General features: G+C 56.8%; 11 protein-coding genes and 5 pseudogenes. 11 read left to right on the plus strand and 5 right to left on the minus strand.

Annotation, left to right across the window (positions count from 1 at the left end; all coding sequences use genetic code 11):
- The first annotated feature begins 250 nt into the window (after nucleotides 1-250).
- Together QDY28_RS28680 and QDY28_RS31115 are read left to right on the plus strand one after the other, a co-directional pair.
- Nucleotides 251-943 (plus strand): aspartate/glutamate racemase family protein, encoded by a 693-nt coding sequence (locus tag QDY28_RS28680; RefSeq protein WP_331384650.1) that lies wholly within the window; start codon nucleotides 251-253, stop codon nucleotides 941-943.
- A 335-nt stretch (nucleotides 944-1,278) separates the two neighbouring features.
- Nucleotides 1,279-1,491, plus strand: coding sequence for a four-carbon acid sugar kinase family protein (locus QDY28_RS31115; protein ID WP_442967610.1), 213 nt, complete (start codon nucleotides 1,279-1,281; stop codon nucleotides 1,489-1,491).
- 362 nt (nucleotides 1,492-1,853) lie between these two features.
- Here the strand turns inward: QDY28_RS31115 and QDY28_RS28685 are convergent, their stop codons facing one another.
- Nucleotides 1,854-2,651: an alpha/beta hydrolase gene (locus tag QDY28_RS28685; RefSeq protein ID WP_331384651.1), complete on the minus strand. Its 798-nt coding sequence runs from the start codon at nucleotides 2,649-2,651 to the stop codon at nucleotides 1,854-1,856.
- Nucleotides 2,652-2,945: 294 nt separating this feature from the next.
- On the opposite strand from QDY28_RS28685, the gene QDY28_RS28690 reads away from it, so the two are divergent.
- The 3 genes and pseudogenes from QDY28_RS28690 to QDY28_RS28700 all read left to right on the plus strand — a co-directional run.
- A complete protein-coding gene (locus QDY28_RS28690; protein WP_331384652.1) occupies nucleotides 2,946-3,536 on the plus strand; it encodes a TetR/AcrR family transcriptional regulator in 591 nt (196 codons plus the stop codon).
- Between the two features lie 48 nt (nucleotides 3,537-3,584).
- Nucleotides 3,585-3,953: pseudogene (locus QDY28_RS28695) on the plus strand (ATP-binding protein); the annotation flags it as partial.
- Between the two features lie 2 nt (nucleotides 3,954-3,955).
- A pseudogene (locus tag QDY28_RS28700) lies at nucleotides 3,956-4,585 on the plus strand (site-specific integrase); the annotation flags it as partial.
- 243 nt (nucleotides 4,586-4,828) lie between these two features.
- On the opposite strand, the gene QDY28_RS28705 reads toward QDY28_RS28700, so the two are convergent.
- Nucleotides 4,829-6,157 (minus strand): alkyl/aryl-sulfatase, encoded by a 1,329-nt coding sequence (locus QDY28_RS28705; protein ID WP_331384653.1) that lies wholly within the window; start codon nucleotides 6,155-6,157, stop codon nucleotides 4,829-4,831.
- 186 nt (nucleotides 6,158-6,343) lie between these two features.
- Here QDY28_RS28705 and QDY28_RS28710 point away from each other — a divergent pair, with 186 nt between their 5' ends.
- The gene (locus QDY28_RS28710) at nucleotides 6,344-7,222 is read left to right on the plus strand and encodes a LysR family transcriptional regulator (RefSeq protein WP_331384660.1); all 879 of its coding nucleotides are present in this window, start codon (nucleotides 6,344-6,346) and stop codon (nucleotides 7,220-7,222) included.
- Nucleotides 7,223-7,444: 222 nt separating this feature from the next.
- Nucleotides 7,445-8,560: a Fic family protein gene (locus tag QDY28_RS28715; protein ID WP_331384654.1), complete on the plus strand. Its 1,116-nt coding sequence runs from the start codon at nucleotides 7,445-7,447 to the stop codon at nucleotides 8,558-8,560.
- A 191-nt stretch (nucleotides 8,561-8,751) separates the two neighbouring features.
- Here the strand turns inward: QDY28_RS28715 and QDY28_RS28720 are convergent.
- The 3 genes and pseudogenes from QDY28_RS28720 to QDY28_RS28730 all read right to left on the minus strand — a co-directional run.
- A pseudogene (locus tag QDY28_RS28720) lies at nucleotides 8,752-9,243 on the minus strand (IS66 family transposase); the annotation flags it as partial.
- Nucleotides 9,206-9,391: pseudogene (locus QDY28_RS28725) on the minus strand (type II toxin-antitoxin system RelE/ParE family toxin); the annotation flags it as partial. The pseudogenes QDY28_RS28720 and QDY28_RS28725, both read right to left, overlap by 38 nt.
- Nucleotides 9,388-9,696, minus strand: coding sequence for a type II toxin-antitoxin system RelB/DinJ family antitoxin (locus QDY28_RS28730; protein WP_331384656.1), 309 nt, complete (start codon nucleotides 9,694-9,696; stop codon nucleotides 9,388-9,390). The gene QDY28_RS28730 and the pseudogene QDY28_RS28725, both read right to left, overlap by 4 nt.
- Nucleotides 9,697-10,346: 650 nt before the next feature.
- Here QDY28_RS28730 and QDY28_RS28735 point away from each other — a divergent pair.
- The 4 genes and pseudogenes from QDY28_RS28735 to QDY28_RS28750 all read left to right on the plus strand — a co-directional run.
- Entirely contained in the window at nucleotides 10,347-10,556 is a 210-nt protein-coding gene (locus tag QDY28_RS28735) for a type II toxin-antitoxin system VapB family antitoxin (protein ID WP_331384657.1), read from the plus strand.
- Nucleotides 10,534-10,968 carry a type II toxin-antitoxin system VapC family toxin gene (locus QDY28_RS28740; protein WP_331384658.1) on the plus strand — a complete coding sequence of 145 codons (435 nt, stop codon included), beginning with the start codon at nucleotides 10,534-10,536 and terminating at the stop codon, nucleotides 10,966-10,968. Before QDY28_RS28735 ends, QDY28_RS28740 begins: the two co-directional genes overlap by 23 nt.
- Nucleotides 10,969-11,333: 365 nt before the next feature.
- Complete coding sequence (locus QDY28_RS28745) at nucleotides 11,334-13,499, plus strand: mechanosensitive ion channel family protein (protein WP_331384659.1); 2,166 nt, start codon at nucleotides 11,334-11,336, stop codon at nucleotides 13,497-13,499.
- A gap of 95 nt (nucleotides 13,500-13,594) precedes the next feature.
- A pseudogene (locus tag QDY28_RS28750) lies at nucleotides 13,595-13,889 on the plus strand (IS110 family transposase); the annotation flags it as partial.

Raw genomic sequence — 13,889 nt, forward strand, 5'->3', positions numbered from 1 at the left:
GTGAAGCTACCGGAGGAAGGCGAGCAGCATGCATCGAATGATCATGCAGGGACGGCGGAAAGTTCCGTGTTCGGCGGCACGACAGACAAGTCTTCGGTCATTGAGCATGTAAGTTACAAAGCATCGTCTGACGACAGTGGTTTTGAATTGACTTCCGGTCGTAACACGACAGATGCCGCGATCGGTTCATATCAACCCTGCTGCTACAGAACATTGAAGAGCATGCACAATCAAAAACAGAGGTGAAGCCATGACTACAGAGGTTCATGAGTCCCCTGCGCTTGCCATGATCCACACGGTCCTCGGGATCATCCCCGCGTTTAACGAACTCGTTGGCCGCCATCTGCCCGGTTGGCGCTCGTTCAACATGTTGGATGAGAGCCTGCTGGGGAACACGATCCGCGAAGGCACGCTGTCACGCCAGACCATGCGGCGTCTTGCGACTCACATTTGGTCGGCGGTGGATGCAGGGGCTTCGGCTGTCCTCGTCACCTGTTCCTCGCTCGGTCCTGCAGTCGATGCGGCAGTGCCGCTCTGCCCCGTACCCCTCTTCCGCATAGATGACGGGATGGCGATTGAGGCGATCCAGCGCGGGAACCGAATTGGCGTCCTTGCAACTCTGGCTACAACAATGAAACCTACAACCCGCCTAATTGAACGCCATGCTCAAAGACTAGGTCATAACGTTTCTGTGACAGGTCATCTTTGTGAAGGAGCCTTTGATAAATTGCGCAACGGGGACAGGGCGGCGCATGATGCGATGATACGTGAAGGCCTCGCTTCGCTCGTGGGCAGTGTCGACGTGGTTGTTATTGCTCAAGCATCAATGGCAAATGCTCTAAATGAGATGAGCGAGACATCGGTGCCAGTACTCACTAGCCCTGAACTTGGTGTGCTGCATATGTCCTCCGCACTAAGCGTCCAGGAAAGTGCGCACAGTTAGGCCAGCGGTTAGCCGGTTTTCAGCAGTCCCGAACAGGCCGTCTTAAAGCTGCGCGATCTGATCGCAAAGCAGTGACCAAAGAAGGCTGTCGCGCATCGGGCGGCGCGCGGGCTAAAAGAGGCAGTTCGCTGCAAGCCGCCCGTCGGGTGGTGTCCCGCGGGAGAAGGGAAAGAAGTGCTTTTAGGAGTGATTGCCAACGATTTTACAGGTGCAAGCGATATTGCAAACGCACTTGCAAGGGCGTGGCGCCTAACGGTGGACTGCCCACCCCGCAGTTTAAGATTGGACCATTTGACCCGTGGGCAAAGCGCTCGCAGCCGCGCTCGATTCCCCAGGTGTTGGCCGCACTGTCTACATGGCGCACCATCGTCCATGACCAGCGTCTGAGTGAAGCTGGCATGCAGAACCATCCGCTTACACCCTTGACGGACCCCGAAATTCGCCGATACCTGCGATACCAGACCCGATCGTCCTTTGGGCACCTCGCGCTGGATACGGTTCGCAAGGGTGCCGAGGAAGTCGCCCCTGCGCTTTGCCGAGAAGGATGATACATTGGTGATCGTCGATGCGATATTCGATCAGGATCTGATTGCAATAGGGCAGCGTTTGCCGACCACAAGCTGGTAACAGGCGGGTCCGGTATAGCGATTGGTCGAGCTGAGAATTTCATTCGGCGCGGCCTCGCTTCAGGAAACTCTGGCAAGTTGATCGGAACAAACGAGCGGAAGCGATGCTGGCGGGCACCTGCTCTGGTGCGACCCGCGGCCAGATCGATGTCCATGCCCTCCTCTTTGACGCAGCTACTCAGCATGTTGTCAGTTCATGAACCTCCTTCTGCTTGATGCAGCAATGGACGGGCACTAGTCTATTGACGCGTCAACTCCTAATAGGCCGTCACCGAGATCGCCATTCACCTTGCCTCTCTGGCCGCCTTAGCGATGAGATCCGCGACAAAATAAGGATGCGTGATCATCGACATATGACTCGACTTGATAGTCGCAGTCTTGGCTCCAATGTGTTTAGCAATCCATTCCTGCACATGTGTCGCTAGAGCATTGTCTCCCTGCGTCACCAAATACCAGGAGGGTTTGTCTAGCCACGCGGCGTGGGTGATGCTTTCGCTGAATGCTTTCGCGGCCATAGGCTGTTGGGTCGCAGCAAGTACCGCAACGCGTTTGCGAGAAACATCCCCTGCCATGACGTGAGCAAATACGGTTGGGTCATCGAGCCAAACGAGACCATTCTCGTCCGGCAGGAGACCTTCCATGGGCGCATCGCGCTTTTTTAGTAATTCTGCGACAGATTCATTGCTATCCGGAGCGAGCGCCGAAAGATAAACAATACCCTTCACATTCGCAGCGTTCCCGGCTTGGGTCACAACCGCGCCTGCCCAAGAATGACCCACCAGCAGAACATTGCCTTCCTGCCTTGCGAGAACCCGGCGCGTTGCCTCAACGTCGTCAGCCAGCGATGTCAAGGGATTCTGAACGGCCGTGACGTGGTAGCCTCTGGCCTGCAACAGTCGGATTACATCGGACCAAATCCCCCCATCGGCGAATGCTCCATGCACGAGGACAATGTTCTTCACTCCCGGCGCCCTTTCAGCCGCCCATGCCGAAGTAGCAAGCACCGTCGTGGTCGCGGTGAACGATAACGCCAAAATCCGAGCGAGAACTGCAGTTCGTCGCGATGGGAAGAAATCGAACATGGATAATACTCCATTGGCATATCAATATTGAGGAGGCATGCGCCTTTGAAAGACCGAAAAGGTGGCGGAGCTATATTTTCACGTACCGACCAGCGTCACTGGCCCGAATTCCCGGTGAGAGAACGTACCGAAATCCTAGCCTGTTTTCTGACGACCTTCTGGCGAGTGTGCGCCATAATCAAAGCAGTCACTTTCATCTCCTGAATGAAGGCTCTATGTCCGTCTTGTCGCACGAATATTGTATTTCGTTTGTTTTGTCCACATATGTACAAAACTAAAAAGTGAGATCGAGAATTGGCACGACCAAGTAAGTTTGACCGCAATGAAGCTTTGGATATCGCTACAGAAGTCATCCGACGAGGTGGCTACGAGCAAGCCTCCGTGAAGTCTCTATCCGAGCGAATAGGCATTCCGCGATCGAGTTTCTACAACGCCTTCGGTTCGCGCGATGAGCTGTTTACTGAAATCATCTCCCGATATGCCGCCTCTGCGCCGGACGCACCACTATATGCCGAAGTGGAAGGACCTATCCTGCCTCTCCTTCATGGTGTCCTGCGAAACATTTGCCGTATTCGTGCTGCTGATCCCGAGGGGAAAGGCTGCATCATTGTGAATTCGATTGCCGAACTCTGCCCATCAGAGGAGGGACCGGCGCCAATGCTGACCAGCTTGGCTACGAGTTCGACGAAGCGCATAGCAGAGCTGTTGGCCATAGCGCGCGAGCAAGGCGAAATTGACAGTCGTGCAAATGTTCAAGCTCTGGCGCTTGCTCTGCAAAATCTAATGGTCGGGCTCAATGTGCTCTCTAAAGTTGTGCGGGAGGAAAGCGACCTATGGCTGCTGACAGAGACCACATTGCGGGGTTTAGGCCTGATGATGAGGTGACCGTCTCGCAAATAACTCTACAAGTTGGGGGTTATTGAAGATTGCCGGAAGAGCAACACCATGGCGCTGGCTCAGCGGGAATGGCTCACCGCCCATGAAGGCCTGATCATCACTAGCCACACCGGCACCGGCAAATCATGGCTGGCCTGTGCCTTCGGCAGGCAAGCGGCCAGGCTCGGTCACTCCGTGCTCTATGTGCGCGTGCCGCGCATATTCGAGGATCTCGCGCTTGCCCGCCTCGATAGCTCCTTTCCCCGTCTCATCGACAGGCTCACCCGCGTCCAGCTCCTCATCCTCGACGACTTTGGAACCCATACGCTCTCGGATCAGCAGCGATTCCATCTCTTCGAAATTGTTGAGGAACGATATCAGAGAAAATCCACCCTGATCACAGCCCAGGTCCCTGTAGCAAGCTGGGCAAGAGCAGACGAGCTGTCACTGGCGAGATCCTGGCCAAGCTGCTTTCCACCTGCGCAAGCGAGCGCCTCGTCGACCTTCGCGACCGCGCCCTGATACTGACGAGGTTTGCCTCCGGCGGCCGCCGGCGCTCGGAACTGGCCAACCTGCGGGTTGAGGATCTGGTCGATGAAGAACCAGTCCATGCCGATCCGGCAAACCCCGCCTCCCCTCTCCTGCCGTGCCTGACCATCAATCTCGGCCGCACGAAAACGACGACGGCCGACGATCGGGTGCATGTGGTTCTGATCGGCCGGCCAGTCGAGGCGCTGAAGCAATGGCCTGCGACGGCGAAGATCGATACGGGAGCTATGTTTCGGCGCATCGACCGGTGGGGCAATATCGATCGACGGGCGCTGACGCCGCAATCGGTCAATCTGATCCTGAAGAGCCGGTGCAAGCTGGCGGGTCTGGATCCGGACGTGTTCTCAGCCCATGGGCTGCGATCCGGCTATCTGACCGAGGCGGCCAATCGTGGCTTCCCCTGCAAGAGGCGATGCAGCAGTCACTGCATAAATCGGTTGCGCAGCCTGCAGGTTACTACAATAACGCTGAGCGGAAAAAACGGGCGAGCGGCACGATTGGTGATGTAACGGCCGTATCGAGGTCTTCCCGAGAAGGCGGGCTGGCTTTTTTATTGCCGATACCGAATATTTCCTCGGCGTTAGTCAGGCGTGTCGCCGAATGTCTGCAGGTGAATTCGCCGCCCCATGCGAGTCAAACTGATCCAATAGCGGCACATTCTGCGAAAGCGGGGCCGAAATATCCGCCCCGTGGGTTTCGACGGTGGACTACAAGTTAAGCGTGCCCTGACCGTAGCTCCTGAAGAATGAAGTTTACTTGGATCGGCTGCCTTGAGAAGCGTTCTCCAAGCTCTGTGCCACGGTCAGGTAGTAGTTGCGGGCGGTCGCATTCATCTGACGCTCGCCGAGCTCCCGGAGCGCACGGATCTTAACCGTCGTTGCGGTGCCGTTCTGTGGCTCAAGAGCAAGCACGTAATCAGCCTGTTCTGCCGCCCACTGGAATTGACCGGCAGAAAGGGATGCTTCGGCGTTCGCCAGCATCTTCGCCGTGCCTCCAGCCATTGCGACAAGCTTTACTGCACGTTCCTTTTCGGTCAGCGGCAAGATGTGCGTCGGGTTGCCGTCAAACCAGCCGGCGTTCTGCGAATAAATTCCACGCACCGCCCAGGCGACAGTGCCGTAATATTCCTGCAGGTATGGATGTCGCGCGAGTTCCGCAGGAAGCTTTATCTCCTGAACCAATTCGTCGGGGGTTTTGCCCTTGCTAATCCCTTCCATCGTCTTGTCGTAGACGAACTTGATGCCGTCCCTGTAGGCCGTGAGCGCATCCTTCGCTTCGTCTGCACCGCTGATCGTGCCCATATGGCCAGGCACGACGAACTCAGCGTTGAGCCCAATCAGCTTGTCCAGGCTGGCGATCCATTTCTCCACGGGGCGGGTCGGAAGACCTCTTAGCGGCGCTATGTTGGGGAAGGTCTTCAAGAATACGTCGCCCGCGATCAAAACCTTACGATCCGGCAGCCAGACCGAGATGTTCTCGTCAGCCTCGCCGGGGGTGAGGATCAGTTGCATCGGCACGCCCGCGACCGTCAGGCTTTCTTCGTCGCGATCGAAGGTCCGGGTGGGCGGCAAAAAACCTTCCCTGGTATGCGGCGTGATCCTGCCATATTCCAACTGAGTGCCGGCGTTGATGAATTGATCGTCGGGCAGAGCGGTACCGAACGCATCGCCACCGTCACGTCGTCCGCGACCTATGTCCGGCTTGGCCGTGACCAGAAGCTTATGGCTATAGATTTCCGGCTTGTCATCGCCTGCGAATACAGTTGCTCCGCCGGTGTGATCGGGATGATTGTGGGTATAGATAATCGCACGGACAGGGTGGCTCATTCGATCGCCGAAGGCTTCAACGATCGCTTTGGCATCGACCGGATTGGCCGAAGTGTCGACAATGATCGAGCCGCCTTCGGCCTGGATCAGGGTGACGTTGCTGGCAGAGTAGCCGATCGCGGTGTAGACGCCCTCGGTAACTTTCTCGACCCGTTTGCGGAATTCCTGCGAATGCGCTTTCAGCTTATCGCGCCCTGAGAAATCGTCGGCAGAGAAAGCCGGAGCCGTCATCCCGAGAGTTGTTACGATAGCCATGACGACTCTTACCTTGCGTTTCAACGAGCCTGACATCTTACCTCTATCTCCAAAATAGCCAGCGGCGGGCATTCGGCCGCTCTGAGTTCGCGCAAAATAGGATGCTCACTTTCGAAACAGTAGCCAACGATTTGACAATCTCCCTCTCATAAACGATAGCAAGTTATGGATTACAACGCTGTCAGCATGTTCATTGCGGTCACTCAAACGGGCAGTCTTTCTGCCGCCGCCACGCGAATAGGAGTTCCGCTTCCAACTTTGAGCCGGAAAATCGCGTTGCTCGAGAGCGACCTGAACATGCAGCTTCTGGAGCGCACCGCCCGTGGCTGTCGTGTAACGGAAGCCGGATCACGATTGTTCGAGCACGCCAGCGGCGGGATAGAGGCGCTACAGGAGGCCGAACGCTTGATCATGAGCGCGCAAGCGCGTTTGGTCGGCCGCCTTCGCCTTTCGCTTCCGCAATCCTTCGAGCCCTGGTGGGAGCTCTTAGGCCTATTCCAGCGCGCCCATCCCGACATTCAGATCAGCGTCTATTCGACAGAAAGACGCGTTGATCTCTTGGCGGACGGGGTCGATGTCGCGTTACGGGTTGGCGCGATTGCCGACGACACGGTTGTCGCCCGCCATATGCTCTCATTTCGGCATATCCTCGTCGCCAGTCCCAGGCTGGTCGAAAGGCCCGGCGCGTTGAACCACCCAGCCGACCTCAACCGATATCCGTGCGCCGCATGGGGCTCTACCCTCGACGCCCGCCCGGTCTGGATGCTTGGCGGTCATTCGTCCCCGGTCCCGGCCACATTTACGGTAAATGACTACCTTCACTTGAGAGCTAGAGCGATCGCGGGAGACGTTGTGACGGAACTGCCGTCGTTCCTCGCAGCGGAACCTCTCAAGAGGGGCGAGCTCGTGGAATTGCTGCCAGAACATCCCTTTCCAGATACTCCTCTGCACCTCGTCTACAGGCGGCAACGGCATCCATCTACGATTGTTCGGACTTACCTCGACTTCTGCTCGACGCATCTGTCGATCATCGAGGACAGATGTAGAGCTCCGTCCCATGAATAGTCATTGCAACTCGATTGCGGCGCGATGGCTCTGACACCGGGACCTGCCGCCCGGACGATCAGGCCCGTCTCAACGAGCCCCCGAGGCCGGATGGAGGTCGCTTCCTGGTGCTGAACTGAACTTGCTCGTCGGACGCATGGGAGCGGGAGACGAGCGATAGACTAGGTTGCTATGCCTCACAAATCATGTAATCTTGAGTTATAGAAACGTTGGCTATAACTCATGCATTGGAATTGGACGCAAACCGGCTGGCCGCACTTTAACTATGACCTTGAAGCGCTCGAGCCGCTCGAGCGGCAATTTCTCAAATCCTCAGGAGAAATCATTGGCGCGGTACGGCACTTTGATGACGAAGATAGCCAGTCACTACGCATTGAACTATTAAGCGACGAGGCCGTCAAAACCTCCGAGATCGAAGGTGAGATGCTCGATCGGCTGAGCGTCCAGTCGTCCTTGCGCCGGCAATTCGGCCTTGACGCCGACAACCGAGCAATCCGGCCCCAGGAACGTGGGATCGCCGAGATGATGATCAACGTCTTCGAGACTTGGTCCGAGCCGCTCATTCACGAAACCCTCTTCCGTTGGCACGCCATGCTGATGGCAGGAAACCGTCACATTGCTACGATTGGCGGCTATCGGACGCACGATGATGCAATGCAAATCGTGTCCGGACGTTTCGACAAACCGGTTATTCACTTCGAGGCGCCACCTTCCAGACAAGTACCGGCCGAGATGGATGCGTATCTGTCATGGTTCAACAGATCTGCGCCGGAAGGCACAAGCCCCCTTCCCGCTCTAACGCGGGCGGCAATTGGTCACCTCTACTTCGAAAGCATCCATCCCTTTGAAGATGGAAATGGCAGGATCGGCCGAGCGCTCGCAGAAAAGTCGCTCGCGCAAAGCATCGGTCAACCAAGCCTGACCTCGCTGGCATACACGATCGAAAAGGGCCGCAAGGCATATTACGGCGAACTAGAAAAAAATCAGCGCACGCTCAACGTAACTGGATGGCTCGTCTATTTCTCCCAGACCATATTGCACGCGCAGCAAACCACCCTTGCCCGCATCGCGTTTTATATCCGCAAAGGAAAATTCTATGACCGGTTCCGCGGCCAGTTCAATGAACGGCAAGACAAGGTCGTCTCCCGTATGTTTCGAGAAGGGATCGAAGGCTTCAAAGGTGGATTGAGCGCCGAAAAGTATATCTCGATCACCGGAACCTCCCGCGCCACTGCAACACGCGACCTTCAGGATTTGGTGGAAAAGGGAGCAATGACCCGGAGCGGCGAGCGTCGCCACACCCGATACACATTGAATATGCCCGAAGCCAAGAAATAGGAAAGTGTATTCGCCTGCGTCTGGCGAGCGGCGCCTGTTTAATTTCAGGTCCCCAGACCGTGCAAATTGGTGTTGCATGGCCTCGCTCAAAACGCCTGGCTTTTCATCGAGGATAAGCGCGATTTTCCATGCGCCTTGACCGCTGCGTCGTCGCTAAACCACCCCAGCACCGGTGGCGATGTCCGGCTTGGTTAGGATGCTTTTTTGGAGAAGTTGAACGGTAGGAGGTCGCCTATGTCGGCCTTTTCGTCGCGCTGCGGCAACTCAGTGAGCGCGTGTCGTAACCAGTTTAACGGGTCTACGCCGCAGGCGCGGCAAGTGAGCGTTAGACTGTAAATCACAGCACTGGCTTTGGCTCCGTCGGCGGTGTCGCTGAACAGCCACGATTTTCTTCCGGTGGCAAAAACTCTGATCTCGCGTTCCAGAATGTTGTTATCGATCGGCATCCTGCCGTCGCTGGTGTAACGCGTCAGATAATCCCATTGGTTCAAAGTGTAGGACACAGCATCGCCGAGCTTGGTATCCGGCACGACCTTCGGCGCGATGTCGTCAAGCCATGCCTTTAGGGCGTTCAGGATGGGCAGGCTGTGCTGCTGCCGGAAGCGGCGAATGCAGTCGGTCTGCATTTCACCGACGTCGGGCTTTATCTCTCGCGCCTGCCTTTCGATCCGGTAGAGCTGCTCGGCCGCTCGCTGGAAAATCTATCAACCGACGTACGGCAGCAACGATCCGTTCGTCGACCAGAATGGCCGCTGACGGATTCTCCGCTTCTATGTATGTGAAGATGGCGTCGCGATCCGATAACGCGAACGCAGACCAGGTAAGCTTCACGATTTGCGCGCGCCCGCGTTAAGGCGGGCGGCCGCTCTAGGTTCAGCAAAATGTGCCTCGACTTCATCGTCCGAAACGTCCGGTCGCGTATCGTTCAGCGCTTCAAGTACCTTGGCGCGAAACCAATCGTCATGGGCCTCGCTGCCTGAAAGAAGCTCCAGCGGCAGCGCACCCTCGTTGGCTGTCCGGGTGAGCAAGATACGAACGGCGTCCGATACCGTGAGCCCCATATTTCCCAGCACTGCGGAGGCACGATCCCGAATTTCGGCGTCAATACGCGTTTGTACGAGTGCATTTGCAGCCATAGCGATCTCCGACTTTCAGATGAGATTTTAATGCAAATGAATGACAAATGCCATAGCGCTGTTGAGCCGCCTTTGCCCGTTCTCGTTTCCTGTAGTTCCTCCTAAATGTATCTCAACCGCCTAGCGCCATCTCAATCGTGTGGGATAACGAGTATTTATGGAACTTTTGGCGCGTTGGCGGGCGAAATCTTGATGCGTTTCAATCTAAACAGCAAAAGTGGTGCTAAGACACGACCGGCTTCAGCGTCTTTGATCTCGGAGATTGTGATGCTCGTCAGTATTGATACCTGCATTAAGCTCTAGTCTGGAGCCTCTTCCTTTACGAAATGCTCAACCCGGTGCATGCAAACGCGACGACGCGGTCGCCCGACGCCTGACTTGCGAATGTCGAACCGAGACCCTCATCAACCGCGACCCGCGTGCGAAAGGTCTCGAAGCACCGGTTCAATCGCTGGGAGAATGTTGCTGTATAGCCGCCCTGGCGCGACGTGCCGAGCCAAATGCTCAAGTTGATGCCGGGCCGTCGCGAATAAGATAATCTCGAACGCAGGCCCTTAGGCGTATGACAAACGGCGTCCATACGTATATACGGGTAATTGTCATGACAAAGGTGTCACATGCTCAGTATCCGAGATTCGGAAGTTCGCATCTTGGCTGAAACCGTTATGCGCAAACGTGGTGCCTCCAACCTGACCGCGGCTATCAAGCTTGCGTTGCAGCACGAGATTGAGCGAGCTGACGAAGCTATGCCCTTGAAACAGCACGTCGCAGAGATCCGTGCGCGGGCACTTGCCAAGGCAAAGCTCGCACCTGCCCCACCCTTAACGAAAGAGGAACGTGACGCACTCTGGGGTCAATGATGTTCATCGAGACCTCAGCCTTCGTCGCCATCCTTGCCGGAGAGCCGGAAGCCGATATCTACTTGGACGCGGTCGATGGCGCCCTACGTCGGCAACCGGCGCGCATGTCCGGCTTGAGGCGACCATCAATCTGGCGCGTATTCTTGGGCTAGAAGTCCTTGATGCCCAAGACATGTTCGACGCTTTTCTTCAAGCGGCCAAAATTACCGTGATTCCAATCACCGATGCCATCGCCCGGCGCGCGGTGGAAGCCTTCGCCGTATACGGCAAGGGAAAGGGCCATCCCGCCCAACTCGACTTCGCCGACTGCCTGTCCTATGCTTGCGCCGACACTCTTAAGATGCCGATCCTGTTCAAAGGGCGTGACTTTGTAGAAACGAATCTTAAGAGCGCTCTATCCAGCGAGAGCTGAGCCGCGTCGGTCCATCGATAGATGGACCGAGACCGAGATGTCGAGGAGCCGCAGAGCAACTAATATACGTCGCTACGCTTTCGGTTTGAAATCCTTCACATCGAGGTGCCCCATGGATGTCGAATCAATCGGTTTTACGAAGCGCCAGAATGCATATGCGAACGGATTCGAACCATCTAGGGTGATTGGCCATTTGCCACCACAAAGTGTCCGGTCTTTTTACATCTGTCCGCTATCCAGCGTTGATCCTTTAGCAAGTATCGGCAAATGCCCTCCCCGACGGTTGTTACGTCGAGTTTACGGTAACGTACTCCCCTGCAAAGAGCTTGTATGCTTCAGTTCAATGGCTGGTGGAGGAGCATGCCATGAAGTCCGCATATTTTGCCGCCGTCCCTTCGCTTGCTCCCAGGGTTGAGGCGTCTGCCCAGGAACACGATATCGTCAATGAGACCAACAATTCCCAGACGCCAAAGATCACGAATAGTCTTCGATATGCCGTCTGGCCTGACCGGCCCCGGCGCACAGCGATGATACGTCTTTGCCGGAGTGTTTCCGCTGAAAAATTGATGGCGGCGATGCTGGGAATCGTCACCGCGTTCATTCTGGGCCTGCTTCTCTTTGCGCCCACGGCCCGCGCGCAGCAGCAGACTTCGGATGCTAAAGTCCATGAACTTGTCGGCTTGTTGCAAGATCCAGAGGTCAAGGCTTGGCTTGAAAGCCGCAAGTCAAACAGCACCCCCGCGCCGGCCGCGGAGCCTGATGCTTCACCGCTCGCTGATTGGGACAATCGAGCCCGCTCAAGGCTAAACAGCATTGGCGCCGCTGTACCGGCGATACCAGGTGAAATCGCCGCGGCCATGCGCCGGGCGCGAGCGGATGCCGTGGACCACGGGTATGCTCCGATCGTGGTGCTGCTGGGCGGGTTCGTACTGCTCGGCGCGGCGGCCGAAGCAGTATTCCGGCGAAAATGGTCGCACCGAACCTCGGCATCATCTCCGATTGCCGCGGAATTCCTTCCGGTCGCTGTTTTTGCCGCAGCCATGGCGATCGTCTTTTTCGTGGTCGAGTGGCCGCCTCTAGTACGCATTGTGCTGTTGACATATCTCATCGCTTTCGTGACCTATCGTTGTTTCTCGGTGGCCTTGGCGCTTGCAACCGCGGACATCGGTCTGCGTCGACGAATCAAAGCTTTTGCAGGCCTGCTATTCTTTGCAGTAGCGACCGTTACTCTTGGGACTCCACTCGGCGTCTCGCCACCTGTCACCCAGGCGATTTCCTCCTGCTTCTCGGCCTTGTTGCTGGTATTCGCCCTGGCGGCCGTCTGGACCCGCAATTCATCGTCGCGTTCGCGAAAACTCGCCTTGTCGCTCTGCCTGTTTGCTGTCTGGCTGCTTTGGCTGTTGAACTTCAAAGGTCTTGCCTGGCTGGGTATTTTCGGCATGATCCTGCCGCCTCTACTTCGCCTCGTCGGGCGCACTGTCGAGCGTGAAATGGGAGAGAACCGAAAAGATTTCACGGCCGTAGTCGCTGCAAGGGGTAGCCGGGCTGTCGTCATAGCGATTGCCATCGCATGGCTTGCAATGGTGTGGCACCTCAATCCGGATTCGCTCGCCCGTCAGGATCCTACCGTGAGCGCCATTACCTTCGGCCTGCTGAAGAGCGCCGTCGTTCTTCTCGTTGCCGACATCGTTTGGCACATTGCTAAAGCTTTTATCGACAGCAAGCTGCAGACCTTCTCCGCCGATCCATCCGCGCATGGCGGCGAAGCCGCGAGCGAGCACCGCATCGCCACGCTGCTTCCAATTTTCCGCAATGCGTTGGCCGTCTTCGTGCTCGCTGCAACGGCACTGACCGTGCTCGCCGAACTAGGTGTTCAAATCGGCCCCCTCATTGCCGGCGCCGGCATCTTCGGCGTCGCTCTCGGCTTCGGCTCGCAAACGCTTGTGAAGGACGTCATCAGCGGCATCTTTTACATGCTCGACGACGCGTTCCGCGTCGGCGAATATATTCAGAGCGGGAATTACAAGGGCACCGTCGAATCCTTCAGTCTTCGTTCGGTACGCCTGCGCCACCATCGCGGGCCGATTTTTACCGTACCCTTCGGGGTATTGGGTGCGGTGCAAAACATGAGCCGAGACTGGGTGATCGACAAATTCATGCTGCGCGTTGCGTTCGACACCGACATCGCCCAGGTGAAAAAGCTGGTAAAAACCATTGGCGCTGAGATGAAAGACGATCCTGAGCTTGCGCCATTCATTATAGAGCCGGTGAAGATGAAGGGCGTCGAACAGATCGGCGAATTCGGCATCGAGCTTAGCTTTGCATTCACCACCGCGCCCGGCCATCAGTCTGCCGTGCGCCGCCGGGCCTATACGATGATCCGCGACGCGTTCCGATCGAACGGGATCGAGTTTGCCCAGCCGACCGTGCAGGTCGGCGGTGAAGAAAAAGCCGACGGCAGCGCAGCGGTAGCGGCGCTGCGATCCGTCCAGCTCAAGCAGCAGCAGGCCGCCGCAGAGGTGCCGAAGTGACGGTCACGTCGATTTGCGGCACGTTGCGGAAACCCGCTTACGTTTCGGCTATCCCGGCAAGAGATTGGCGGTTCTTATGGGGGAACAGACGATGGTTAGAGGCCGCATCGATTGCCATGCCGCGCCGGCATCGCCGGGCGAAGACCGACCGCATCGACGGCGAAACGCTGATCCGCGCTTTGATTGCATGGAAACGTGGCGAGCCGCGTGCGTGCTCAATGGTTAGGCTTCTCACACCCGAGGAAGACGACAACCGACGGATCGGGCGGGAGCGGAAAACTCTGATTGCCGAGCGCGTCTTCCACGTCAACCGGATAAAGGGACTACTCTTCGCGCAAGGAATACGGGATTACGAACCTGTCAATCGAGATCGCCGGCAACGACTGGATG

The sequence above is a fragment of the Rhizobium sp. BR 362 genome (assembly GCF_036528765.1).
GTDB lineage: Bacteria > Pseudomonadota > Alphaproteobacteria > Rhizobiales > Rhizobiaceae > Rhizobium.

Bases quoted from the DNA above. Each gene is read 5' to 3' on its own strand.
- QDY28_RS28680 (WP_331384650.1), top strand. From the start codon at position 251: ATGACTACAGAGGTTCATGAGTCCCCTGCGCTTGCCATGATCCACACG.
- QDY28_RS28685 (WP_331384651.1), bottom strand. From the start codon at position 2,651: ATGTTCGATTTCTTCCCATCGCGACGAACTGCAGTTCTCGCTCGGATT.
- QDY28_RS28705 (WP_331384653.1), bottom strand. From the start codon at position 6,157: ATGGCTATCGTAACAACTCTCGGGATGACGGCTCCGGCTTTCTCTGCC.
- QDY28_RS28710 (WP_331384660.1), top strand. From the start codon at position 6,344: ATGTTCATTGCGGTCACTCAAACGGGCAGTCTTTCTGCCGCCGCCACG.
- QDY28_RS28715 (WP_331384654.1), top strand. From the start codon at position 7,445: ATGCATTGGAATTGGACGCAAACCGGCTGGCCGCACTTTAACTATGAC.
- QDY28_RS28730 (WP_331384656.1), bottom strand. From the start codon at position 9,696: ATGGCTGCAAATGCACTCGTACAAACGCGTATTGACGCCGAAATTCGG.
- QDY28_RS28745 (WP_331384659.1), top strand. From the start codon at position 11,334: ATGAAGTCCGCATATTTTGCCGCCGTCCCTTCGCTTGCTCCCAGGGTT.